The organism is Enterobacter sp. ECC_219_Taxon_10 (assembly GCF_058354905.1).
Genome location: NZ_CM178005.1, coordinates 1,073,861 through 1,097,888 on the forward strand (window position 1 = coordinate 1,073,861; position 24,028 = coordinate 1,097,888).

Annotated in this window: 26 protein-coding genes; 14 read left to right on the forward strand and 12 right to left on the reverse strand. The window is 56.3% G+C overall.

What is annotated here, in order from left to right:
• Nucleotides 1-24: 24 nt before the first annotated feature.
• Complete coding sequence (locus AC4ICF_RS04960; protein ID WP_003859113.1) at nt 25-627, reverse strand: peroxiredoxin C; 603 nt, start codon at nt 625-627, stop codon at nt 25-27.
• 127 nt (nt 628-754) lie between these two features.
• Complete coding sequence (gene acpH, locus AC4ICF_RS04965; RefSeq protein WP_116341640.1) at nt 755-1,336, reverse strand: ACP phosphodiesterase; 582 nt, start codon at nt 1,334-1,336, stop codon at nt 755-757.
• 92 nt (nt 1,337-1,428) lie between these two features.
• Here acpH and queA point away from each other — a divergent pair, with 92 nt between their 5' ends.
• The 7 genes from queA to AC4ICF_RS05000 all read left to right on the forward strand — a co-directional run bounded on the left by queA (nt 1,429) and on the right by AC4ICF_RS05000 (nt 8,095).
• The gene (gene queA, locus AC4ICF_RS04970; protein ID WP_163330415.1) at nt 1,429-2,499 is read left to right on the forward strand and encodes a tRNA preQ1(34) S-adenosylmethionine ribosyltransferase-isomerase QueA; all 1,071 of its coding nucleotides are present in this window, start codon (nt 1,429-1,431) and stop codon (nt 2,497-2,499) included.
• Nucleotides 2,500-2,552: 53 nt separating this feature from the next.
• A complete protein-coding gene (gene tgt, locus AC4ICF_RS04975; RefSeq protein WP_045259930.1) occupies nt 2,553-3,680 on the forward strand; it encodes a tRNA guanosine(34) transglycosylase Tgt in 1,128 nt (375 codons plus the stop codon).
• A 22-nt stretch (nt 3,681-3,702) separates the two neighbouring features.
• Complete coding sequence (gene yajC, locus AC4ICF_RS04980; protein ID WP_000007630.1) at nt 3,703-4,035, forward strand: preprotein translocase subunit YajC; 333 nt, start codon at nt 3,703-3,705, stop codon at nt 4,033-4,035.
• 27 nt (nt 4,036-4,062) lie between these two features.
• Nucleotides 4,063-5,910, forward strand: a complete 1,848-nt coding sequence (gene secD / locus AC4ICF_RS04985) for a protein translocase subunit SecD (protein ID WP_071888278.1) — start codon at nt 4,063-4,065, stop codon at nt 5,908-5,910.
• A gap of 10 nt (nt 5,911-5,920) precedes the next feature.
• Nucleotides 5,921-6,892, forward strand: coding sequence for a protein translocase subunit SecF (gene secF / locus AC4ICF_RS04990; RefSeq protein WP_028012143.1), 972 nt, complete (start codon nt 5,921-5,923; stop codon nt 6,890-6,892).
• Nucleotides 6,893-7,034: 142 nt separating this feature from the next.
• Nucleotides 7,035-7,400 carry a VOC family protein gene (locus AC4ICF_RS04995; protein ID WP_008503341.1) on the forward strand — a complete coding sequence of 122 codons (366 nt, stop codon included), beginning with the start codon at nt 7,035-7,037 and terminating at the stop codon, nt 7,398-7,400.
• A gap of 14 nt (nt 7,401-7,414) precedes the next feature.
• On the forward strand, nt 7,415-8,095 hold the full coding sequence (locus AC4ICF_RS05000; protein ID WP_116341636.1) for a helix-turn-helix transcriptional regulator: 681 nt from the start codon (nt 7,415-7,417) through the stop codon (nt 8,093-8,095).
• A 120-nt stretch (nt 8,096-8,215) separates the two neighbouring features.
• On the opposite strand, the gene AC4ICF_RS05005 is transcribed toward AC4ICF_RS05000, so the two are convergent.
• Both AC4ICF_RS05005 and AC4ICF_RS05010 read right to left on the reverse strand, forming a co-directional pair.
• Complete coding sequence (locus AC4ICF_RS05005; protein WP_116341805.1) at nt 8,216-9,094, reverse strand: nucleoside-specific channel-forming protein Tsx; 879 nt, start codon at nt 9,092-9,094, stop codon at nt 8,216-8,218.
• A gap of 270 nt (nt 9,095-9,364) precedes the next feature.
• A complete protein-coding gene (locus AC4ICF_RS05010) occupies nt 9,365-9,904 on the reverse strand; it encodes a SadB/YajI family lipoprotein (protein WP_116341803.1) in 540 nt (179 codons plus the stop codon).
• Nucleotides 9,905-10,057: 153 nt separating this feature from the next.
• Here AC4ICF_RS05010 and nrdR point away from each other — a divergent pair, with 153 nt between their 5' ends.
• The 5 genes from nrdR to thiL all read left to right on the forward strand — a co-directional run bounded on the left by nrdR (nt 10,058) and on the right by thiL (nt 13,663).
• Nucleotides 10,058-10,507, forward strand: coding sequence for a transcriptional regulator NrdR (gene nrdR, locus AC4ICF_RS05015; RefSeq protein WP_008503337.1), 450 nt, complete (start codon nt 10,058-10,060; stop codon nt 10,505-10,507).
• Between the two features lie 4 nt (nt 10,508-10,511).
• Nucleotides 10,512-11,615 carry a bifunctional diaminohydroxyphosphoribosylaminopyrimidine deaminase/5-amino-6-(5-phosphoribosylamino)uracil reductase RibD gene (gene ribD, locus AC4ICF_RS05020; RefSeq protein WP_316380334.1) on the forward strand — a complete coding sequence of 368 codons (1,104 nt, stop codon included), beginning with the start codon at nt 10,512-10,514 and terminating at the stop codon, nt 11,613-11,615.
• An 87-nt stretch (nt 11,616-11,702) separates the two neighbouring features.
• Nucleotides 11,703-12,173 carry a 6,7-dimethyl-8-ribityllumazine synthase gene (gene ribH, locus AC4ICF_RS05025; protein WP_006176874.1) on the forward strand — a complete coding sequence of 157 codons (471 nt, stop codon included), beginning with the start codon at nt 11,703-11,705 and terminating at the stop codon, nt 12,171-12,173.
• Nucleotides 12,174-12,194: 21 nt separating this feature from the next.
• Nucleotides 12,195-12,614, forward strand: a complete 420-nt coding sequence (gene nusB / locus AC4ICF_RS05030) for a transcription antitermination factor NusB (RefSeq protein WP_006809908.1) — start codon at nt 12,195-12,197, stop codon at nt 12,612-12,614.
• Nucleotides 12,615-12,691: 77 nt separating this feature from the next.
• Nucleotides 12,692-13,663 (forward strand): thiamine-phosphate kinase, encoded by a 972-nt coding sequence (gene thiL, locus AC4ICF_RS05035; RefSeq protein ID WP_316380335.1) that lies wholly within the window; start codon nt 12,692-12,694, stop codon nt 13,661-13,663.
• A gap of 73 nt (nt 13,664-13,736) precedes the next feature.
• Here thiL and AC4ICF_RS05040 read toward each other — a convergent pair whose 3' ends face one another.
• From AC4ICF_RS05040 to xseB, 4 genes are all read right to left on the reverse strand, one after another.
• On the reverse strand, nt 13,737-14,711 hold the full coding sequence (locus AC4ICF_RS05040; RefSeq protein WP_192983445.1) for an aldo/keto reductase: 975 nt from the start codon (nt 14,709-14,711) through the stop codon (nt 13,737-13,739).
• Nucleotides 14,712-14,775: 64 nt separating this feature from the next.
• Nucleotides 14,776-16,638: a 1-deoxy-D-xylulose-5-phosphate synthase gene (gene dxs / locus AC4ICF_RS05045; protein ID WP_116341627.1), complete on the reverse strand. Its 1,863-nt coding sequence runs from the start codon at nt 16,636-16,638 to the stop codon at nt 14,776-14,778.
• 24 nt (nt 16,639-16,662) lie between these two features.
• Nucleotides 16,663-17,562 carry a (2E,6E)-farnesyl diphosphate synthase gene (gene ispA, locus AC4ICF_RS05050; RefSeq protein ID WP_116341625.1) on the reverse strand — a complete coding sequence of 300 codons (900 nt, stop codon included), beginning with the start codon at nt 17,560-17,562 and terminating at the stop codon, nt 16,663-16,665.
• A complete protein-coding gene (xseB, locus tag AC4ICF_RS05055) occupies nt 17,563-17,805 on the reverse strand; it encodes an exodeoxyribonuclease VII small subunit (protein WP_045909783.1) in 243 nt (80 codons plus the stop codon).
• 191 nt (nt 17,806-17,996) lie between these two features.
• On the opposite strand from xseB, the gene thiI reads away from it, so the two are divergent.
• Nucleotides 17,997-19,445: a tRNA uracil 4-sulfurtransferase ThiI gene (gene thiI, locus AC4ICF_RS05060; protein ID WP_116341623.1), complete on the forward strand. Its 1,449-nt coding sequence runs from the start codon at nt 17,997-17,999 to the stop codon at nt 19,443-19,445.
• Between the two features lie 67 nt (nt 19,446-19,512).
• Here the strand turns inward: thiI and yajL are convergent, their stop codons facing one another.
• Both yajL and panE read right to left on the reverse strand, forming a co-directional pair.
• Nucleotides 19,513-20,103, reverse strand: coding sequence for a protein deglycase YajL (gene yajL, locus AC4ICF_RS05065; protein WP_116341621.1), 591 nt, complete (start codon nt 20,101-20,103; stop codon nt 19,513-19,515).
• A complete protein-coding gene (panE, locus tag AC4ICF_RS05070; RefSeq protein WP_316380337.1) occupies nt 20,066-20,977 on the reverse strand; it encodes a 2-dehydropantoate 2-reductase in 912 nt (303 codons plus the stop codon). Before panE ends, yajL begins: the two co-directional genes overlap by 38 nt.
• Before the next feature lie 121 nt (nt 20,978-21,098).
• Here panE and AC4ICF_RS05075 point away from each other — a divergent pair, with 121 nt between their 5' ends.
• Complete coding sequence (locus tag AC4ICF_RS05075; protein WP_023334701.1) at nt 21,099-21,590, forward strand: YajQ family cyclic di-GMP-binding protein; 492 nt, start codon at nt 21,099-21,101, stop codon at nt 21,588-21,590.
• 31 nt (nt 21,591-21,621) lie between these two features.
• Here AC4ICF_RS05075 and AC4ICF_RS05080 read toward each other — a convergent pair whose 3' ends face one another.
• Both AC4ICF_RS05080 and cyoE read right to left on the reverse strand, forming a co-directional pair.
• Nucleotides 21,622-22,983, reverse strand: a complete 1,362-nt coding sequence (locus AC4ICF_RS05080) for an MFS transporter (protein WP_316380338.1) — start codon at nt 22,981-22,983, stop codon at nt 21,622-21,624.
• A gap of 148 nt (nt 22,984-23,131) precedes the next feature.
• On the reverse strand, nt 23,132-24,019 hold the full coding sequence (gene cyoE, locus AC4ICF_RS05085; RefSeq protein ID WP_061099044.1) for a heme o synthase: 888 nt from the start codon (nt 24,017-24,019) through the stop codon (nt 23,132-23,134).
• Between the last annotated feature and the right edge of the window lie 9 nt (nt 24,020-24,028).

Here is a 24,028-nt window from a genome sequence, read left to right on the forward strand (position 1 = left end):
GGCCTCTTCCGTAAACCGTGCCGATTACAGGCTGGATACGTTCTCAGACAGGTATTTAGCTACGCCGTCTGGGGAAGCTGCCATACCTTCTTTACCTTTTTCCCACTGAGCCGGGCACACTTCGCCGTGCTCTTCGTGGAACTGCAGCGCGTCAACCATGCGCAGCATTTCGTCGATGTTACGACCCAGCGGCAGATCGTTCACAACCTGGTGACGAACGATGCCGTTTGCGTCGATCAGGAAGGAGCCGCGCAGTGCAACGCCAGCGTCCGGATGTTCGATACCGTAAGCCTGCTGGATTTCGCGTTTGATGTCCGCAACCATTGCGTATTTCACCGCACCGATGCCGCCATTTTCGACAGGGGTGTTACGCCATGCGTTGTGTACAAATTCAGAGTCGAAGGAGACGCCAACCACTTCCACGCCACGCTTCTGGAATTCTTCATAACGTTTGTCGAACGCGATCAGCTCAGACGGGCAAACGAAAGTGAAGTCCATTGGCCAGAAGAACAGAACGGTCGCTTTACCGTTGGTGTGCTGTTTGAAGTTGAAGTTTTCAACGATTTCACCGTTGCCCAGAACTGCTGCAGCTGTAAAATCCGGAGCCGGACGAGTTACCAGAACCATATGATTCTCCTGTAGATACTAAGGTTATTTGGAACGCAACGCGAGCCAGTATAGAGAGTGTTCCTGGATAAGACAAAGAGGTGGTGACAATCGTTCCACCAGCTTTTACCTATCAATGTGAATTCTGTTACAGCTGTTTGTTTTTCGCCTGCGCCATCATGCGTGGATAGAACTGCCAGAATTGGCTCTCCAGCGCATCGTAATGTTCATCCAGGTCATACCAGGAGTCGCGCAGCGCATCCAGCCGCGGGCGGCGGCTTGCCATCCCATTCAGCACATTCTGGATAAAATCCATCTCGCGATAGCGCTCCAGCCAGCGTTCTGACCACAGGTAGTTATTCAGATTCACAAAGCGCGGCGGCGAGTCGGGCAGAATAATCGACACCTGCTGGTGGGCGTAGCGCACAAACGCCGGCAACGGCATCTCCGGCGACAGCTGTTCCCAGTGGCGCGACAGGAAGTGGTCCCACATCACGTCGAGCGTGATCGGCGCAACGCGGCGCGTTTCAGGGCGAAACCACGCTTTGGCTTCCGTCACTTCCGGCAGCTTATCCGTCAGCACGTCGATGCGGCGGTGCATAAAAATCCCGTCGACAACCTCAGGGGAATAGTCCTCAGCGGGGTTGCCGCGCACAAAATCGGCCAGCAAATTGCCGGACAGGGAGCTGTCAGCGAGATGAGCGAGATGCAGGTGAGCGAGAAAATTCATGCGTTTTATTTGTCCAGTGGCGGCTAGTTGTTGCAGCAAAGGGGTGTGAGCACTAGACTATGCCGCCTGTTTTTAAGTCACGAGTATACGTCATGCGCGTCGCCGATTTCTCCTTTGAACTACCTGAATCCCTGATTGCTCACTATCCCATGCCTGAGCGCAGCAGCTGTCGCTTACTGTCACTGGATGGGCCAACGGGCGAGCTGACGCACGGTACTTTCACCGATTTGCTCGACAAGCTCAACCCTGGCGATCTGCTGGTCTTTAACAATACCCGCGTGATCCCGGCGCGCCTGTTTGGCCGTAAGGCCAGCGGCGGCAAGATTGAAGTGCTGGTCGAACGTATGCTCGATGATAAACGCATTCTGGCACATATTCGCGCCTCTAAGGCACCGAAGCCGGGCGCGGAGCTGCTGCTCGGCGATGACGAGAGCATTAAAGCGACCATGACCGCGCGCCACGATGCGCTGTTTGAGGTGGAGTTCAACGACGAGCGTACGGTGCTCGATATCCTGAACGCCATCGGCCATATGCCGCTGCCGCCGTACATTGAGCGCCCGGACGAAGAGGCTGACCGCGAGCTATACCAGACCGTTTACAGCCAGAAGCCTGGCGCGGTGGCTGCACCCACGGCGGGTCTGCACTTTGATGAGCCGCTGCTGGAAAAGCTGCGTGCCAAAGGCATTGAGATGGCGTTTGTGACGCTGCACGTTGGCGCGGGCACCTTCCAGCCGGTGCGCGTGGACAGCATTGAAGACCACATCATGCACTCCGAGTATGCCGAAGTGCCGCAGGATGTGGTGGACGCGGTGCTGGCGGCGAAAGCGCGGGGTAGCCGCGTCGTGGCCGTCGGTACGACGTCCGTGCGTTCACTGGAGAGCGCCGCGCAGGCTGCAAAGCGCGATCTTATCGAGCCGTTCTTTGGCGATACGCAGATCTTTATCTACCCGGGCTATCAGTACAAAGTAATTGATGCGCTGGTGACCAACTTCCATCTGCCTGAATCGACGCTGATTATGCTGGTTTCCGCGTTTGCCGGTTATCAGCATACGATGAACGCCTACAAGTCTGCGGTAGAACAAAAATATCGCTTTTTTAGCTACGGGGACGCGATGTTTATCACGTACAATCCGCTGGCTTTGAATGAGCGTGTCGGGGAATAAGTCCGCGGCACCGTATTACAACGTTGGACTGTTTTTCTGACGTCGGAGAAAAAATGAAATTTGAACTTGATACCACCGATGGCCGCGCGCGTCGCGGTCGCCTGGTGTTTGATCGCGGCGTGGTGGAAACCCCCGCGTTTATGCCTGTGGGCACATACGGCACCGTAAAAGGGATGACGCCGGAAGAAGTTGAAGCCACTGGCGCACAGATTATCCTCGGCAATACCTTCCACCTGTGGCTGCGTCCGGGTCAGGAGATCATGAAGCTCCACGGCGATCTGCACGATTTTATGCAGTGGAAAGGCCCCATCCTCACCGACTCCGGTGGATTCCAGGTTTTCAGCCTTGGCGATATCCGCAAGATCACCGAGCAGGGCGTACACTTCCGTAACCCGATCAACGGCGATCCGATTTTCCTCGATCCAGAAAAATCGATGGAGATTCAGTACGATCTCGGCTCTGACATCGTGATGATCTTCGACGAATGTACGCCATACCCGGCAGACTGGGACTACGCGAAACGCTCTATGGAGATGTCTCTGCGCTGGGCGAAGCGCAGCCGCGACCGTTTTGACTCCCTGCAGAACAAAAATGCGCTGTTTGGCATTATTCAGGGCAGCGTTTACGAAGATTTACGCGATATCTCTGTTAAAGGTCTGGTAGAGATAGGTTTTGATGGCTACGCTGTCGGCGGTTTGGCTGTGGGTGAGCCGAAGGAGGACATGCACCGCATTCTGGAGCACGTCTGCCCGCAAATCCCGGCGGATAAACCACGATACCTGATGGGTGTGGGTAAACCCGAAGATCTGGTGGAAGGCGTACGTCGCGGCATTGATATGTTCGACTGCGTGATGCCAACCCGCAACGCGCGTAACGGTCATCTGTTCGTTACCGATGGCGTGGTGAAAATCCGTAACGCGAAGCATAAGAGTGACACCAGCCCGCTCGATTCCGAGTGCGATTGCTATACCTGTCGCAATTATTCTCGCGCGTATCTGCATCATCTCGATCGTTGTAACGAGATTTTGGGCGCGCGTCTCAATACGATTCATAATCTTCGCTACTATCAGCGCTTAATGTCTGGTTTACGCAAGGCTATCGAAGAGGGTAAATTAGAGAGCTTCGTGACCGATTTTTACCAACGTCAGGGGCGGGATGTTCCACCGTTGAACGTTGATTAATATTAATAATGAGGGAATTTGAATGAGCTTTTTTATTTCTGATGCGGTAGCGGCAACAGGTGCTCCGGCGCAGGGCAGCCCGATGTCTCTGATCCTGATGCTGGTTGTGTTCGGTCTGATCTTCTACTTCATGATCCTGCGCCCACAGCAGAAGCGTACCAAAGAGCACAAAAAGCTGATGGACTCCATCGCGAAAGGCGATGAAGTGCTGACCAACGGTGGTCTGGTCGGCCGCGTAACCAAAGTGGCTGAAAGCGGCTACATTGCTATCGCCCTGAACGACACCACTGAAGTGGTTATCAAACGTGACTTCGTAGCTGCCGTTCTGCCGAAAGGCACTATGAAGGCGCTGTAATCCCAACTTTTCCCAAAGGGAACTGCCGTGTTAAACCGTTATCCTTTGTGGAAGTACATCATGCTGGTCGTCGTGATTATCGTCGGCCTGCTGTACGCGCTTCCCAACCTGTATGGTGAGGATCCGGCTGTTCAAATCACTGGCGCGCGCGGTGTCGCCGCCAGTGAGCAAACGCTGATCCAGGTCCAGAAAACGTTACAAGAAGAAAAAATTACCGCTAAGTCTGTGGCTCTGGAAGAGGGTGCAATTCTTGCTCGCTTCGACACCACCGACACGCAGCTCCGCGCTCGCGAAGCGCTGATGGGCGTGCTGGGTGACAAATATGTCGTGGCGCTTAACCTTGCTCCTGCAACCCCTCGCTGGCTGGCTGCGCTGAACGCAGAGCCAATGAAACTCGGTCTTGACCTGCGTGGCGGCGTTCACTTCCTGATGGAAGTGGATATGGATACCGCGCTCGGCAAGCTGCAGGAACAGAATATCGACAGCCTGCGCAGCGATCTGCGTGACAAAGGCATCCCATACACTACCGTGCGTAAAGAAGATAACTACGGCATGAGCATCACGTTCCGCGACAGCGCGGCGCGCGATCAGGCTGTAGATTACCTGACCCAACGTCACCGTGACCTGGTGATCACCTCTCAGGGCAGCAACCAGCTGCGTGCGGTGATGACCGATGCGCGTCTGAAAGAAGCGCGTGAATATGCCGTTCAGCAGAACATCAACATTCTGCGTAACCGTGTGAACCAGCTGGGTGTAGCTGAGCCGCTGGTACAGCGTCAGGGTGCTGACCGTATCGTGGTTGAACTGCCGGGTATCCAGGATACCGCGCGTGCGAAAGAGATTCTCGGTGCGACCGCGACGCTGGAATTCCGTCTGGTGAACTCCAATGTCGACCAGTCCGCCGCGGCGTCTGGCCGTATTCCGGGTGACTCCGAAGTGAAACAGACCCGCGAAGGTCAGCCGGTTGTGCTGTACAAGCGCGTGATCCTGACCGGTGACCACATCACTGACTCCACGTCGAGCCAGGATGAGTACAACCAGCCGCAGGTTAACATCTCGCTGGATAGCGCGGGTGGTAACATTATGTCTAACTTCACTAAGGACAACATCGGTAAACCGATGGCGACCCTGTTCGTGGAGTACAAAGACAGCGGTAAGAAAGATGCAAACGGTCGTGCGGTGCTGGTGAAAGAGGAAGAGGTGATTAACATCGCCAACATCCAGTCTCGTCTGGGTAACAGCTTCCGTATTACCGGTATTAACAACCCGAACGAAGCGCGTCAGCTCTCTCTGCTGCTGCGTGCCGGTGCGCTGATTGCGCCAATTCAGATTGTTGAAGAACGTACCATTGGTCCAACGCTGGGTATGCAAAACATCCAGCAGGGTCTGGAAGCGTGTCTGGCCGGTCTGGCGGTCTCTATCCTCTTCATGATCTTCTTCTATAAGAAGTTTGGTCTGATTGCGACGTCCGCGCTGATCGCGAACCTGGTGCTGATCATCGGCATTATGTCCCTGCTGCCGGGGGCGACGCTGACCATGCCGGGGATTGCGGGTATCGTTCTGACCCTTGCGGTGGCGGTCGACGCCAACGTACTGATTAACGAACGTATCAAAGAAGAGTTGAGCAACGGTCGCTCTGTTCAGCAGGCGATTGACGAAGGCTATAAAGGCGCGTTCAGCTCCATTTTCGATGCGAACGTAACAACACTGATTAAGGTTCTTATCCTGTATGCAGTGGGTACTGGCGCGATCAAAGGCTTTGCGATTACAACCGGTATCGGTGTCGCAACGTCAATGTTTACCGCTATTGTCGGCACCCGTGCCATCGTGAACCTGCTGTACGGCGGCAAGCGCGTCAAAAAGCTGTCTATCTGAGGAGTGCGTTGTGGCACAGGAATATACTGTTGAACAATTGAACCATGGCCGTAAAGTCTGGGACTTTATGCGCTGGGACTACTGGGCCTTCGGCATTTCAGGTTTACTGCTGATTCTGTCCATCATCGTTATGGGCGTGAAAGGCTTTAACTGGGGTCTGGATTTCACCGGTGGTACGGTCATCGAGATCTCCCTGGAAAAACCGGTCGATATGGACCAGATGCGTCTGTCTTTGCAGAAAGCGGGCTTTGAAGAGCCGCTGCTGCAGAACTTCGGCAGCAGCCGCGACATCATGGTGCGTATGCCGCCGGTGCACGATGCCAACGGCAGCCAGGAACTGGGCAGTAAGGTCGTACAGGTCATTAACGAGACCACCAGCCAGAGCGCGGCGGTCAAGCGTATTGAGTTCGTCGGCCCGAGCGTGGGTGCAGACCTGGCGCAGACCGGCGCCATGGCGCTGCTGGTGGCGCTGATCTCCATCCTGGTGTACGTCGGTTTCCGCTTCGAGTGGCGACTGGCGGCCGGTGTGGTTATCGCTCTGGCGCACGACGTGGTGATCACCATGGGCATACTGTCTCTGTTCCACATTGAGATTGACCTGACTATCGTGGCATCCCTGATGTCCGTTATCGGTTACTCACTGAACGACAGTATCGTGGTATCTGACCGTATCCGTGAAAACTTCCGTAAGATCCGTCGCGGCACGCCGTACGAAATCTTTAACGTGTCGTTGACCCAGACGCTGCACCGTACCTTGATCACATCCGGTACCACCCTGATGGTGATCCTGATGCTGTTCCTCTTCGGTGGCCCGGTGCTGGAAGGCTTCTCGCTGACCATGCTGATCGGTGTCTCCATCGGTACGGCGTCGTCCATCTACGTCGCGTCCGCTCTGGCCCTGAAACTCGGTATGAAGCGCGAGCACCTGCTCCAGCAGAAAGTCGAAAAAGAAGGGGCGGATCAGCCGTCCATTCTGCCGTAAGGCGACGTTTAGCGCGTTATCGGAATCCCGGTCTGTTGACCGGGATTTTTTTTATCTGCTCCTGACAAACACTCCTGACAGTATGCTGTCAGGAGCTCTGCCGTAGACTCCTTCTGAACCCAAACAACAGGCAGGAGGATGTATGAAAAGCGTAATTAACTGGTTTGAAATTCCGGTCTCGGATATGGATCGCGCCATCAAATTTTATGAGCCGGTCATGCAGCTCGCGCTGCGTCGCGAGAAAATGGATTGCGCAGAGCTGGCGGTTTTTCCGCATGAGGATCCCGCCACCGGTGGGGCGCTGGCAAAATTTGACGGCGTTACACCGTCTTTGCAGGGCGCTATTATTTACCTGCATACTGACAATCTGGCGGCGACGCTCGATCGCATTGCCTCCGCGGGCGGCGAGTGCGTATTTGGCCCGCTGGAACTGCCGCATGGTATCGGCACTATCGCACTGTTTACCGACAGCGAGGGTAACCGCGTCGGCCTCCATCAACCTGCCTGAGAGCGGAATGAGATATGACCCGACGCGCTGACCGTTTGTTTCAGATTGTGCAGATCCTGCGGGGCAGGCGTCTGACAACTGCAGCGCATCTGGCGGACCGGCTTGGCGTGTCCGAGCGCACGGTCTACCGCGATATCCGCGACCTGTCGCTTTCCGGCGTGCCGGTGGAAGGCGAGGCGGGAAGCGGATATCGGCTGATGTCGGGTTTTGATCTGCCGCCGCTGATGCTGACAAATAAAGAATCCGAAGCGCTGATGGTCGCGATTCGCCTGCTCAAAACCTGGGGAGGCGAATCGCTGTCGCGCGAGCTGGAATCGGCCCAGGAGAAGGTGCTGGCTATCCTGCCCGAGGAGAACCGTCGAAAGGCGGAGCAGACGCGGATCTACGCCCCGGATTTTTGCATGCAAAGCCACTCCCGCAGCGATTTTGACATGATCCATCAGGCGATTTCCGCCCAGCGCGTATTGGCGCTGCATTATCGTGATGAAGCCGGGCAGCTCTCAAAACGTGAGGTTCAGCCGCTGGGCTTGTTCTTCTGGGGGGAGCGCTGGCTGCTGGCAGCGTGGTGTGAACGGCGCGATGACTACCGCTGTTTTCGGCTCGACCGGTGTCTCAATATTGTGCAGACGGAGAGGCGGTTCAGCGAGAGTGCGGACAGGTCTTTGGCGGATTTTTTGCGGAAGGTGAGGCAGTAAAAAGCCGGGTGGCGAGGTAAAAGCAAAACGGCAACGTGTGTTGCCGTTTTTAGTATTTGTTCCCTCTCCCTGTGGGAGAGGGGCAGGGTGAGGGCATCAGCCCGCACGGTCCCGCACTGATTAGAAGTTGTAACCTACGACCAGGTAACCACCCCAGCCGGTAGAACGGACGTGTTCGTTCATCCATACCAGTTTAGCGTCGTCGTTCCACTGGCCGCCGTTGTGCCAGTAACGTGCCACAACAGAGTAGTGCCAGTGATCGTAGTTCAGCGCCAGGATGTGACTGGAGGCGATGGAGTCATTGGTACGCTGCTTAATACCGTTCTCTGCGTAACCGCTCTTATCGCCCAGATCTGAACCCCAGTCGAAGTTGGTGAAGCCGATGTAGCTCAGGTTACCGCCCCAGAGTTGGGTAATTGGAACAAAGTATTTCACTTTGAAACGGTAGCCATCCCACTCGTTCTGGTTTTCAGCACCGTAGTTCTGCCACTGATATTTCGCGTATACGTTCAGGGACAGGCTCATTGGCAGGCCCGTGTCGATGTCGGTACCCAGACCCATATACCAGGTGCTCTGACGACCGGACTCGTTGCGGCCCATGTCGTAGATATAGTTGTTCGCGAAGTACCACTCTTTAAACGGACCGAAGCTTAGATTGGTGCCGGTCAGCTTGTCGATGGAGAAGCGCGGTTCGATCTCCATGAACAGTGGGGAACCGTGGTTCCAGATACCTTTAGCCTGAGAGTTACCACCGAAGAAGACCGGTGCATCCATATAGCCATAGAAATCAAACCAGTCTTTCTTGGCGAATGCTTCGTACTCCAGGTAGGTATCGTTGCGGATCTGTGGTCCGAAACGGGTGTGGTAGCTGCCTACCACGTTAACGCTCTGGTGCCACCAGTCGGAGAGGTATTGTGGTTTCTCGTTTTCCGCTGCGTTAACAGTGAAAGAGGAGGAAAGTGCCAGAACTGCACCGGCTGCGAGTAATGTTTTTTTCATAATCATGCCACTGATTGAAATTCCCTTCCGGGAGTGAAAAATGCGCGAATTGCGTTTCTAAATATTTCGTGTTTCTGCGGTGCCTATTATAGGAATCCCTGCTCACAAAAATATGTGTTGTTTCACATATCTCTCACGCGCGTAATCGATTGCGTTCACGTTTGCGTACTTTAAACGGCCGGGATTGTAGCGGCAATCATTTCTGTTGCCAATCCATACGAAATGTAAATGTTAGCGGAGTGACATTTCACTCCGCTCAAAAGGAGGGGATTACTGCGCGGCGGGTTGGATATCGTGAATGCGGATAAAGCCTAACTGCTCAGGCGTAAGGCCGCTTAACTGAAGCGGAATATCCACGTCGCTGGGCGCTAACACGCTGGCCGGAGCGGTGAACAGCTGATTCTTCACATTCACCTCCTGGTAATTCTCCGTGGTGCCCTGGATCTGTCCCCATTCGACGGTACCGCTAAAGGCTGGCAGCGGATCGTTGGACTCTCCATGAATACGCAATGTTGCGCGCGTACCATCCGCATTCGCCGCCACGTTCACCAGCGACATTTTCAGCGTGCCAATCTGGCTGTTGAGCAGAGCAGGCGTGTTTGCCCCCGGCAGCAGGTACACCCCGCTGCTGGATTTGGCGTTCAGCGCGTTTTGCTGGGTGATCTTCACCGTTTCTTTGTTCAGTTTGTCCATCGCCGTGTTGAGCGTATTCACGCTTTGTTTCATCTGACGAACTTCGGTTTGCTGTGCACAGGCACTGAGGGTGAAGAGGCTCCCCACCAGTAAAATTCTCAGGTAACGTCTTGTCATAGCGTTTATTTCCTTGAAATAACGGATCCCCATAATGGTAGCCAGCAACGCGTCGCCAGACATAGATCCTTTGTCTCAAAAAAGCTCTTCCTTTGTTGTCAGGCCAGATCAGGGTAAAATGAAAATCAGTTAACCAGATAACAGGGATACCGTATGCATTGCCCATTCTGCTCCGCTGTGGATACCAAAGTCATCGACTCTCGTCTTGTGGGCGAAGGGTCTTCAGTGCGCCGTCGTCGGCAGTGTCTGGTGTGCAACGAGCGTTTCACGACCTTTGAGGTTGCAGAGCTGGTAATGCCGCGCGTGGTAAAAAGTAACGACGTGCGCGAGCCGTTTAACGAAGAGAAACTGCGCAGCGGGATGCTGAAGGCCCTCGAAAAACGGCCCGTCAGCGCGGATGACGTCGAAATGGCGCTAAACCACATTAAATCTTACCTGCGTGGCCTTGGCGAGCGTGAAGTGCCGAGCAAAATGATCGGCAACCTGGTGATGGAGCAGCTGAAAAAGCTCGATAAGGTCGCCTATATCCGCTTCGCCTCGGTCTACCGCAGCTTCGAAGACATCAAAGAGTTTGGCGAAGAGATCGCCCGCTTACAGGATTAAGCTCATGCACGATGAGATTTACATGGCGCGAGCCATGAAGCTGGCGCAGCGCGGTCGTTTTACCACCCATCCCAACCCGAACGTCGGGTGCGTTATCGTGAAAGATGGCGAGATCGTGGGGGAGGGGTTTCACTATCGTGCAGGCGAGCCGCATGCGGAGGTTCATGCGCTGCGCATGGCCGGCGAGAAGGCGCGCGGCGCCACCGCCTATGTGACGCTGGAGCCCTGCAGCCATCACGGGCGTACGCCGCCGTGCTGTGAAGCGCTGATTGCTGCGGGCGTTTCACGCGTGGTCGCATCGATGCAGGACCCGAATCCGCAGGTGGCCGGACGCGGCCTGTATCGCCTGCAGCAGGAAGGGATTGACGTCAGCCATGGGCTGATGATGCAGGACGCTGAAGCCCTCAACAGAGGCTTCCTGAAGCGCATGCGCACAGGGTTCCCGTATATTCAGCTCAAGCTGGGCGCCTCGCTGGACGGCCGTACGGCGATGGCAAACGGCGAAAGCCAGTGGGTAACTTCGCCACAGGCAAGGCGCGATGTGCAACGTCTGCGCGCGCAAAGCCATGCTATCCTCACCAGCAGTGAAACGGTCCTGGCTGACGATCCGGCCATGACCGTGCGCTGGGATGAACTGAATGCCGATACCCAGGCGCTTTATCCGCAGGAGAACCTGCGTCAGCCGCTGCGTATTGTTATTGATAGCCAGAACCGCGTAACGCCGCAGCACCGCATCGTCCAGCAGCCGGGTGAAACCTGGATTGCGCGCACGAGGGAAGATACGCGCGACTGGCCGGAAGGCGTGCGCAGCGTTATGGTGCCGGAGCATAACGGGCATCTGGATCTGGTGGTGCTGATGATGCTGCTCGGCAAGCAGCAGGTGAACAGCATCTGGGTCGAAGCTGGCCCGACGCTTGCCGGCGCGCTGCTTCAGGCGGGGCTGGTGGATGAACTGCTCGTCTACGTTGCACCTAAACTGTTAGGTCACGACGCGCGCGGCTTGTTTGTGCTGCCCGGCCTTGAAAAACTGGCCGACGCACCGCAACTCACATTCAGCGAGATTCGTCCGGTGGGTCCGGATGTCTGCCTCCATTTAACGACAGCGTAATTGCTCCCGAAATAGGGAAGCAGTGCGCAAAGTATTATGATAAAATCCGCCCCCCTGCGGGGCCAAATGAACCCGTAAAGGAAGAGTATGAACATTATTGAAGCTGCTGTAGCTACCCCGGACGCTCGCGTCGCCATCACCATTGCGCGTTTCAACAACTTCATCAACGACAGCCTGCTGGAAGGTGCGATTGACGCCCTGAAACGTATCGGCCAGGTTAAAGATGACAACATTACCGTTGTTTGGGTTCCAGGCGCTTATGAACTGCCACTGGCGGCGGGCGCGCTGGCGAAAACCGGTAAATACGACGCGGTGATTGCGCTGGGTACTGTTATTCGTGGCGGCACTGCGCACTTCGAATACGTTGCGGGCGGTGCAAGCAACGGTCTGGCACACGTTGCGCAGGATGCTGAAATTCCTGTCGCGTTCGGCGTGCTGACCACCGAAAGTATTGAACAAGCCATCGAACGTGCTGGCACCAAAGCCGGTAACAAAGGTGCAGAAGCTGCACTGACCGCGCTTGAAATGATCAATGTATTGAAAGCCATCAAGGCCTGATTTTTTTGTAAGGGGAATTCCGTGAAACCTGCTGCTCGTCGCCGCGCCCGTGAATGTGCCGTCCAGGCACTTTACTCCTGGCAGTTGTCCCAGAACGACATCGCTGATGTTGAATACCAGTTCCTGTCAGAACAGGACGTGAAAGACGTTGACGTTCTGTACTTCCGTGAACTGCTGTCGGGAGTGGCGACTAATAGCGCGTATCTCGATGGCCTGATGAAGCCATACCTGTCCCGTCTGCTCGAAGAGCTGGGCCAGGTGGAAAAAGCAGTGTTGCGTATCGCGCTGTTTGAGCTGTCTAAACGTGATGATGTCCCGTACAAAGTGGCCATCAACGAAGCGATCGAACTGGCGAAAACCTTCGGCGCTGAAGACAGCCACAAGTTTGTTAACGGCGTACTTGATAAAGCAGCACCTGCGATCCGTCCCCACAAAAAGTGATCCGCAAACCGGAGTCCTGCATTGCCTGACGGGCAGTGCGGCTCCGGTTTTTTCTTTTATTTGCTGAGGCATAACGTATGGCATGCGGCGAATTCTCCCTGATTGCCCGTTATTTCGACCGTGTCAGAACCTCTCGTCTTGATGTTGAAACCGGCATTGGCGATGACTGTGCACTTCTCAATATTCCTGAAAAGCAGACGCTGGCAATCAGCACCGACACCCTGGTGTGCGGACGTCATTTCCTGCCCGATATCGATCCTGCCGATCTGGCGTATAAAGCCCTGGCGGTGAACGTCAGCGATCTGGCGGCGATGGGGGCCGATCCTGCCTGGCTGACGCTGGCTCTGACGCTACCAGAGGTGGATGAAGTCTGGCTGGAAGCCTTTAGCGATGCGCTGTTTGAGCAGTTGAACTACTACGATATGCAGCTGATTGGCGGCGATACCACTGCCGGGCCGCTGTCTATGACGCTGGCGATCCACGGCTATGTGCCGCTCGGTCGCGCGCTGAAGCGCTCGGGCGCTAAACCGGGCGACTGGATCTATGTGACCGGTACGCCGGGAGATAGCGCGGCAGGGCTGGCGATCCTTCAGGATCGCTTAACCGTGAAGGACGCTGACGATGCGGCATATCTGGTGAAACGCCACCTGCGCCCAACGCCGCGCATTCTGCACGGTCAGGCACTGCGAGAGCGGGCCAGCTCGGCTATCGATCTCTCTGACGGGCTGATCTCAGACCTCGGGCATATCCTGAAGGCCAGCGGCGTAGGCGCGCGCGTTGACCTGGATCTCTTCCCGCTGTCTGAGCAACTGCTTCGCCATGTAGAGCCTGAGCAGGCGCTGCGCTGGGCGCTGTCCGGTGGCGAAGATTATGAGCTGTGCTTTACCGTTCCGGAGCTGAACCGCGGAACGCTCGACGTGGCATTAGCGCACCTCGGCGCGAAATTTACCTGTATCGGTCAGATCATGCCGGAGAGTGAAGGGCTGAAGTTTGTGAAAGACGGTGCGCCCGTTACGCTGGACTGGAAAGGGTACGATCACTTCGCGTGAGTTTGTGCCTCTGTATTGCCGGGTGGCGGCTACGCCTTACCCGGCCTACGGATTAGAGGGTTAGGGTGAGGGCTTATTTAAACCCCACCACCGGATGCTGCTGATACGGCGTTTCCAGCTCGGCAACCTGCTCCGGCGTAAGCGTGATATCAACCGCATTCAGCAGCTCATCCAGCTGTTCTTCCCGCGATGTGCCGATAATCGGTGCCGCAACCCCGCGCTTGCCCAACAGCCAAGCCAGCGCCACCTGCGCGCGGGTGGCGCCGGTATCATCGGCAATTCCGGCTAACCGTTCGGCAATTAACGCATCGCTGGCTTCGGTACCGGAATAAAGATTTTTTCCCACTTCATCCGATACCAGACGAGCCGTGGTTTCTCCCCACGGGCGGGTTAATCGACCGCGCGCCAGCGGGCTCCACGGGATCACCGCCACGCCTTCCTGATGGCACAGCGGCAGCATCTCGCGTTCTTCTTCCCGGTAGATCAGGTTGTAGTGATCCTGCATGGTGACAAAGCGCGCCCATCCATGCTTCGCCTGGAGATCCAGCGCCTGAGCAAACTGCGACGCGTGCATAGACGACGCGCCGATATAGCGTGCCTTACCAGCTTTCACCACGTCGTTGAGCGCCTCAAGCGTCTCCTCGATCGGCGTGTTGTAATCCCAGCGGTGAATTTGCAGCAGGTCGACGTAATCCATGTTCAGGCGTCTGAGGCTGTCATCAATGGAGCGCAGGATCTGCGCGCGAGACAGGCCCTCAGCCAGGTCGCCCACTGGATAGTAGACCTTGGTGGCAACGACGATGTCATCCCGGCGGGCAAAATCGCGCAGGGCGCGGCCGACAATCTCCTCGCTGCTGCCGTCGGAGTAGCTGTTGGCGGTGTCAAAGAAGTTAATGCCGCCCTCGATGGCGCGTTTGATTATCGGGCGGCTGCTCTCTTCCGGCAGCGTCCAGGCGTGATTTCCCCGATCCGGCTCGCCAAAGGTCATGCAGCCCAGGCAAAGCCGGGAAACGCTAAGGTCGGTTTTTCCTAATGTTGTGTATTGCACGGTTCCGCTCCTGCTGTTTTAAACATGAGGTTTAAGCATAGCAGGAGCGGAAAAGGGGGAGGGGTTATGCCAGCCAGCTGCGGATTTTGGCTTCGATACCGGCAGCGTCCAGGCCAATCGCCGCGCGCGCTTCGTCCTGGGTGCCTTGCGGAATGAAGTAGTCCGGCAGGCCGAGGTTCAGCACAGGAACGGCCTTACGGTTTGCCATCAGCACCTCATTCACGCCGCTGCCCGCGCCGCCCATAATGGCGTTTTCTTCCAGCGTGACCAGCACGTCGTGCGTCTCAGCCATATTCAGGATCAGGGACTCATCCAGCGGCTTCACAAAGCGCATGTCCACCAGGGTAGCGTTCAGCGTTTCAGCCGCTTTCGCCGCCTCCGGCATCAGCGTGCCGAAGTTCAGGATCGCCACTTTCTCACCGCGACGCTTCACCAGACCTTTACCGATCGGCAGTTTTTCCAGCGGCAGCAGCTCGACGCCCACTGCATTGCCGCGCGGGTAGCGAACCGCGCTTGGGCCATCCTGATAGTGGTAGCCGGTAAACAGCATCTGACGACATTCGTTCTCGTCGCTTGGCGTCATGACAACCATATCCGGGATACAGCGCAGGAAGGAGAGATCGAACGCGCCCTGGTGCGTCTGGCCGTCGGCACCGACGATGCCCGCGCGGTCGATAGCAAACAGCACCGGCAGCTTCTGGATGGCCACGTCGTGGATAACCTGATCGTAGGCGCGCTGCAGGAAGGTGGAATAGATAGCGACAACCGGCTTGTAGCCGCCAATCGCCAGGCCAGCTGCAAACGTCACCGCATGCTGCTCGGCAATAGCAACGTCGAAATACTGGTCAGGGTATTTTCTGGAGAACTCCACCATGCCTGAGCCTTCACGCATGGCCGGAGTGATCGCCATCAGCTTGTTGTCTTTCGCTGCGGTTTCGCACAGCCAGTCGCCGAAAATTTTGGAATAGCTCGGCATGCCGCCGCTGCTTTTTGGCAGACAGCCGCTGGACGGATCGAATTTCGGCACCGCGTGGAAGGTGATCGGATCTTTTTCCGCCGGCTCGTAGCCACGCCCTTTTTTGGTCATGATGTGCAGGAACTGCGGGCCTTTCAGGTCGCGCATGTTCTTGAGCGTGGTCACCAGACCCAGCACGTCATGGCCGTCAACCGGGCCAATATAGTTAAAGCCCAGCTCTTCAAACAGGGTGCCCGGTACGACCATACCTTTGATGTGTTCTTCGGTACGTTTGAGCAACTCTTTAATCGGCGGTACGCCGGAGAAAACTTTTTTGCCGCCTTCGCGCAGCGAGGAGTAGAGCTTGCCTGAAAGCAGCTGCGCAAGATGGTTGTTCAGCGCGCCGACGTTTTCGGAGATCGACATTTCGTTATCGTTAAGGATAACCAGCATGTCCGGCTTGATGTCGCCCGCGTGGTTCATGGCCTCGAAGGCCATACCGGCGGTAATGGCACCGTCGCCAATCACGCAGACGGTGCGGCGCTGCTTGTTCTCTTTTTCGGCGGCAACGGCAATACCGATGCCCGCAGAAATGGAGGTCGAGGAGTGGCCGACGCTCAGTACGTCATACTCGCTCTCTCCGCGCCACGGGAAGGGGTGCAGGCCGCCTTTCTGGCGAATAGTGCCAATTTTATCGCGACGTCCGGTCAGAATTTTGTGCGGATAGGCCTGGTGGCCCACGTCCCAGATAAGCTGATCGAACGGCGTGTTATAGACGTAGTGCAGCGCCACGGTCAGCTCTACCGTGCCAAGCCCGGAGGCGAAATGGCCGCTGGAGCGGCTTACGCTGTCGAGCAGGTAGCGACGCAACTCGTCGCACAGCTTCGGCAGGCTCTCTTTCGGCAACAGACGTAACTCCTGGGTGGAGTCAACTAACGCCAGTGTCGGGTATTTGGCAATATCAAAACTCATCAAAGGCTCATCGAGATATATAGTTTATTTATTACGCTGGATTATATAGTCCGCTAGCGCTTCCAGTGCCGAGGTATCCAGCGATTGCGCGGCCAGCTCATTCAGCGACCGGCGGGCATCGTCAATCAGATCCCGGGCTTTACGTTGGGCTTGCTCAAGTCCCAGCAGGGCGGGGTAGGTACTTTTGCCAAGCTGCTGGTCGGCACCCTGACGTTTACCCAATGTTGCAGTATCGCCCACCACATCCAGAATGTCATCCTGAACCTGGAATGCCAGACCGATACTTTCTGCGTATCTGTCCAGAATCGGCAGGGCTTTGCGCCCTTGCTCACCCGCGCTCAGTGCCCCCAGGCGAACGGCGGAACGAATCAACGCCCCCGTCTTATGGCGGTGAATACGCTCCAGCTGTTCCAGATTAACCTGACGTCCTTCCGCTTCAAGATCCAGCGCCTGACCGCCGCACATGCCGGCCACGCCGCTGGCCATCGCCAGTTCGGAGATCATCGCCAGGCGGTCGCGGTCGCTTACTTCCGCCATCGGCGCGTCGCTCAGAATGGAGAACGCCAGCGTTTGCAGGGCATCACCCGCCAGAATGGCATTCGCCTCGCCAAACTTAATGTGGCAGGTTGGCTGACCCCGACGCAGATCGTCGTCGTCCATCGCCGGAAGATCGTCGTGAATCAGCGAATAGGCGTGGATGCACTCAACGGCGGCTGCCGGGGCGTCCAGCGTGTTATCGCTGATACCAAACATATTGCCGGTGGCGTACACCAGAAACGGGCGCAGGCGCTTTCCACCCAAGAGTGCGCCATAGTGCATGGCTTCAACCAGTGGAGTGTTCTGAAAAGGCTGTGGCGCAATAAATCGGCGCAGGGCGTCGTTGGCGCGCACGACGCGCGCCTGAAGCTCGTTGGCAAAATCCATTTACTCGGCGTCCGGTGTGAAAGGCGTGGTTTTCGCCTCTTCGCTGTCGGAGAGCAGGATCTGCACGCGCTGCTCGGCCTGCTGCAGTTTGACCTGCCCCTGGCGCGCCAGCTGCACGCCGCGCTCGAATTCGTTGAGCGCTTCTTCCAGCGGGAGATCGCCGCTCTCAAGACGGGTAACGATTTGCTCCAGTTCACTCAGCGCAGTTTCGAAACTGGCCGGTGCGTCGTTCTTCTTCGGCATAGTGAATTGACTCTTATATTCTCAGCCCCGACATGGTAACGGACTCAGGGCAATTATCAAATAACGCGCAATGTGCACAGGAGCGGCGCGATGGTGGTATACTTGCGCGCCTGGATGCAGCCACGGGTGTGGGCTGCTGTACTCTTTTCCATTACAAGCCTTAATACGCTTGCCTAAGAAACATTGCCGCCATGAAGTTTATCATTAAATTGTTCCCTGAAATCACCATCAAAAGCCAATCTGTGCGTTTGCGCTTTATTAAAATTCTCACCGGGAACATTCGTAACGTATTAAAGCACTACGACGAAACCCTCGCCGTGGTGCGCCACTGGGACCACGTTGAAGTGCGCGCCAAAGACGAAAACAAACGTCAGGATATTCGCGACGCGCTGACCCGTATTCCGGGGATCCACCATATCCTGGAAGTGGAAGATGTTCCGTTCAGCGATATGCACGACATCTTCGAGAAAGCGCTGGTCCAGTACCGCGATCAGATCGAAGGCAAAACCTTCTGCGTGCGCGTGAAGCGTCGCGGCAAGCACGAATTCAGCTCCATTGAAGTGGAACGTTACGTTGGCGGCGGTCTGAACCAGCACGTTGAAACGGCGCGCGTACGTCTGACCAACCCGGACGTGACCGTGAACCTGGAGATCGAAAACGATCGCCTGCTACTGGTGAAAGGGCGCTATGAAGGTATCGGCGGCTTCCCGATTGGCACCCAGGAAGACGTATTGTCCCTGATCTCCGGCGGCTTCGACTCCGGCGTCTCCAGCTATATGCTGATGCGTCGCGGCTGCCGCGTGCACTATTGCTTCTTCAACCTGGGCGGCGCGGCGCACGAAATCGGCGTACGTCAGGTGGCGCATTACCTGTGGAACCGCTTCGGCAGCTCCCACCGCGTGCGTTTTGTGGCGATCAACTTCGAACCTGTGGTCGGTGAAATCCTTGAGAAAGTGGACGACGGCCAGATGGGCGTGGTGCTGAAGCGCATGATGGTGCGTGCGGCGTCCAAAGTGGCGGAACGCTACGGTGTGCAGGCGCTGGTCACCGGCGAAGCGCTGGGCCAGGTCTCCAGCCAGACGCTGACCAACCTGCGTCTGATCGACAACGTCTCTGATACGCTGATCCTGCGTCCGCTGATCTCCCACGATAAAGAGCACATCATCGACCTGGCGCGCGAAATCGGCACCGAAGATTTTGCCCGTACCATGCCGGAATACTGCGGCGTGATCTCAAAAAGCCCGACGGTGAAAGCGGTGAAGGCGAAGATCGAAGCGGAAGAAGAGAATTTCGACTTCAGCATTCTGGAAAAAGTGGTGGCGGAAGCGTCCAACATTGATATCCGCGAGATTGCCCAGCAGACCGAGCAGGAAGTGGTTGAAGTTGAAACCGTGAGCGGTTTCGGCGCTAACGATGCGATTCTGGATATCCGCTCCATTGACGAGCAGGATGACAAGCCGCTGCAGGTGGAAGGCGTGGAGGTGGTTTCGCTGCCGTTCTACAAGCTGAGCACTAAATTTGGCGACCTCGATCAGAGCAAAACGTATCTGCTGTGGTGTGAGCGTGGGGTGATGAGCCGCCTGCAGGCGCTGTATCTGCGCGAGCAGGGCTTTGCGAATGTGAAGGTGTATCGCCCGTAGTGTTTTGTCGGGGAGTGCGGCCTGTTGCCCTCACCCCGACCCTCTCCCACGGGGAGAGGGAGAACACCTATTCGTAATAATTATAAATTCCCGCCGGCATCACCAGCGAGGACGCCACTTCGTAGGCCTTCTCGCGTCCGACCAGCAGGTCAATAATCTTTAAGCCAAAATCAATTGCGGTGCCGGGCCCCTGGCTGGTCAGCAGGTTGACGCGAGGGTCCCAGACGACGCGTTTATCCACCCAATGCTCTTCCGGGATGGTGTCCTTCAGCCCCGGGAAGCCGGTCATGTTGCCGATGGGGAAAATGTCGTGCGGAATAAGCACCGTTCCTGCGGCAGCGCAGATTGCCGCGACAATGCGGCCGGATAGATGAAACTGACGCACGGTCTCGACCAGCAGCGGGCTGTCGCGAAAACATTCCGCGCCTTTTAAGCCGCCGGGCAGCACGATGATGTCGTAATCGCCATCAGCAACCTGAACAAGCGGTGCATCTGCCAGAATTTTCACCCCTCGGGAACAGGTGATCGCCAGGCTGCCGTCGCTGGCAACGCTGGCGGTGGTGACCTTAATGCCGCCACGTACCATTAAATCAATGGTGGTGACCGCTTCCATCTCTTCGCTACCAGGGGCGAGGCAGATCAGTGCTGACGCGCTCATATTCACTCTCCTTACGTTTAACCAGGTCATACAGACGGGCGTTTTCCGGCACGGCGATGCCGTGCGCGCGGGCGCGCTTTAGCAGATATCCCGTGATATAGTCGATTTCCGTGTGGCGTAAGGCCCGAACGTCCTGCAGCATTGAGGAGATGTTCTCAGCCGTACTCTCAATCACTTGCTCGACGTAACAGCGCAAATCCTCTGCTGAGGTGTGCAGGCCTTCTCGCTCAATTACCGACGCGACTTCCGCACACAGGGACGCCACCTCCTGCGGATGGTTTTTCAGCTCACCGTTCGGGCAGTTCCACAGCGCCGTCAGCGGGTTGATCACGCAGTTTACCGCAAGCTTACGCCACAGCTGAGGGTGAATGTTGTTATGCCATGCCACGTCCGGCAAAACCTTCTGCAGCACGTCTGCGAGATAGCTGTAGTCGCCATCCTGTGTCCTGGCCGGGCCGATGTGCGTCACGCCGCTGGCGACATGCACGATAATGTTGCCGTCGCGACGCGCGGCGTGGGTGGTGGTCGCCATCAGCAGAGGCTGCGGGACGCTTTTCAGCTCATCAAGGGTTCCCATACCATTGTGCAGGAGCAGAATGGGGGACGTGGGGGGGAGCTGCGCGGCCAGCGTCTTTACCGCGTCTGAAACCTGCCACGCCTTGAGCGTCACCAGCAGGAGGTCGCTTTGCGCCAGGAAATCAGGATCGTTTGCCGTGAGGGACTCGTTAAAAATGCTTCCGTCTTCACCAATCAGGTTGACACTGCAATAGGGCTGGGGCACGCGCAGCCAGCCCTGGACCTCATGTCCGTGCTTGCGCAGCGCGGTCAGCCACAGCTGACCAAGCGCTCCGCATCCGAGCACCGTAATTTTCATTGTTCCTCCTCACCTGCAACTGCGCCAGGTGTTACAGCTTAATTATACAGCTAAGCTTCTGTTGAGTTATGCCTCGTAGCGGGTATTATGCAACGCAACAAAAGTGAAGGGAGAAGAAAAGATGCCATCTTTCGATATTGTTTCCGAAGTTGATATCCAGGAAGTTCGCAACGGCGTTGAGAACGCAACCCGCGAAGTTGAGTCACGTTTCGATTTTCGTGGCGTTGAGGCGTCGTTTGAGCTGAACGACGCAAATAAGACCATTAAGGTGCTGAGCGAGTCTGATTTCCAGGTGAATCAGCTGCTCGATATTCTGCGTGCCAAGCTGTTAAAACGCGGCATTGAAGGGACATCTCTGGACGTGCCGGAAGAGTTTGTCCACAGCGGTAAGAACTGGTTTGTGGAAGCCAAACTCAAGCAGGGCATCGAGAGCGCGGTGCAGAAGAAGATCGTTAAGCTCATCAAAGACAGCAAGCTGAAGGTGCAGGCGCAGATCCAGGGCGAAGAAATTCGCGTGACCGGTAAATCCCGCGACGATCTGCAGTCCGTGATGGCGCTGGTGCGCGGCGGCGATCTGGGGCAGCCGTTCCAGTTTAAAAACTTCCGCGATTAAGACTGAAAAGCCCGGTTTAACCGGGCTTTTTTTAGGTTTTAAGCGCCTGCTCGACCTCAAAGCGGTTGGTCACCTTGCTGTCTATTTTGACGTAAGCGCTCCGCTCTTCCGGGACAATGAACACCTCTGTCACGCCTTCTTTTGCTTCCAGACGCTGCTTCAGCGCATCGCTGATTTCTATATCATCCGGGATTTCTACCCGCAGGCTGCTCACATAGCGCGGCTCTTTCATGGTGCTGGCGATCAGCAGCCAGACTGTCGCCAGCAGCGCGCCCGCGAGAAACACGGTTTGTGAATCAAACAGGCCGTCGACCCAGCCACCGAGCGAGCCGCCGATCGCCACGCCGAGAAACTGGCTGGTGGAGTAGATACCCATCGCCGTGCCTTTGTAACCTGCAGGAGACTCCTTGCTGATAAGCGACGGCAGCAGCGCTTCCATCAGGTTAAACGCCAGGAAGAACAGCTGTACGCCAGCAACCAGCTCCCAGAAGTGCGGGCCGGATCCCCAGAGCACGATCTCGGCTATCAGCAGCAGCGCAACGCAGCCCACGAAGACGCGCTTCATTTTGCGCTTCACTTCGGCATAGATGATGAATGGCACGACGGAGACAAAAGATATCAGCATCGTGACCAGATAGATTTTCCAGTGCTCTGCGGCCGGGAAACCCGCTGCGGCAAGCTGGCCGGGCAGGGCAACAAAGGTCGACATCAGCAGAATGTGCAGGCACATAATGCCGAAATTCAGCTTGAGCAGGCGTGGCTCAACGAGCACTTTGCTGAAGCAGCCTTTGACCATGCCTGACTCACGGTTCAGAACGTGGTTTTTACTGTCCGGCACGACCCAAAGAGTTAAGGCAATGCCGATGGTCGCCAGCACGGCAATCATCCAGAACAGAGCGTGCAGGCCGAGCGTATGAGTGATAATCGGACCGAGCACCATCGCAATCGCGAAGGTGACGCCAAAGCTCACGCCGATAAACGCCATCGCCTTCGTGCGGTTCTGTTCGCGTGTAAGGTCTGACAGCAGCGCCATAACGGCGGCGGCAATCGCGCCGGAGCCCTGGAGGGCGCGACCAAGAATAATCCCCCAGATGGAGTGGGAGAGGGCGGCAATGACGCTACCGAGAACAAAAATAAGCAGACCGCCGACAATCAGCGGCTTTCGACCCACCCGATCGGAGAGCAGACCAAACGGGATTTGAAATATCGCCTGCGCAAGACCGTAAATACCAATTGCCAGGCCAATCAGCGCCTCGCTGGCCCCCTGCAGCGCCATGCCGTACGTGGTCAGAACAGGCAGGACCATAAACATGCCGAGCATCCGTAGCGAGAAGACAGTCCCTAAGCCCCAGGTCGCGCGTAGCTCGCCTGGCGTCATTTTATAATCGTTCATTACCACCTCAGTTCAAAAGCAGGCCATAGTGTAGTGCGGGGAAGGGGCGGGGTAAATAAAGGGTTATTTAACAAATATTACATGCGTTATTAATGGATTTGATGAATAAAAAAGGGTGCCGAAGCACCCTTTTATTCACCTGCGAGTCTTACCAGACGTAAGTCAGCAGGTTATGTGAATCCGGCACCATAAAGTCTACGGACATCATCACGGACAGTGAAGTGATAGCAACGATAGAGAACACAAACAGCTTGCGCGCCCAGACTTTGTCATCTTCCACTTTGTATCCGCGCAGGGCCATACCGAGCCACCAGACGCTCACCGCAGCCGCTACCGCCAGATATTTATACCCGGCGTAGCCACCCAGAGAGAGCATCAGCGTTGCCACGGCAAAAGCGATGATGTAGAGCGTGATGTGGTTCTTGGCAACCGAAATGCCCTTCACGACCGGCAGAACCGGGATGTTCGCTGCCTGATAATCCTTAAAGCGGAAAATCGCGATGGCATAGGAGTGCGGCATCTGCCAAAGGCTAAAGATAGCCAGCAGGATCAGCGCACCGCTGTCGAACTCGTTCGTGACCGCGCAGTAGCCAATTACCGGCGGCGCAGCGCCGGAGAGAGAACCAATCAGCGTGCCGTAGACGGAGTGACGTTTCATATACAGGCTGTAGACGCCTACATACACTACGAACCCCATCACCCCCAGCCAGCAGGCCAGCGGGTTAGCACCAAACCACAGCAGCATAAAGCCAGCAATACCCAGCAAGGTGGCGTACACCAGCGAGACGGAAGGGGCGATCAGGCCTTTAACCAGCACCCGATTTTTGGTCCTTTCCATCTTCTTGTCGATATCCATGTCGATGTAGTTGTTAAATACACAACCGGACGCAACAACCAGTGACACACCGACCAGCGTAGAGATAAAGAGGGCGTAATCAATGCTGCCTTTAGAGGCCAGCAGGAACCCTCCGATCACGGAGATCAGGTTGCCAAAGATGATGCCTGGTTTCGTTACTTGCAGGTATTGCTTAAACATACTCGCCGC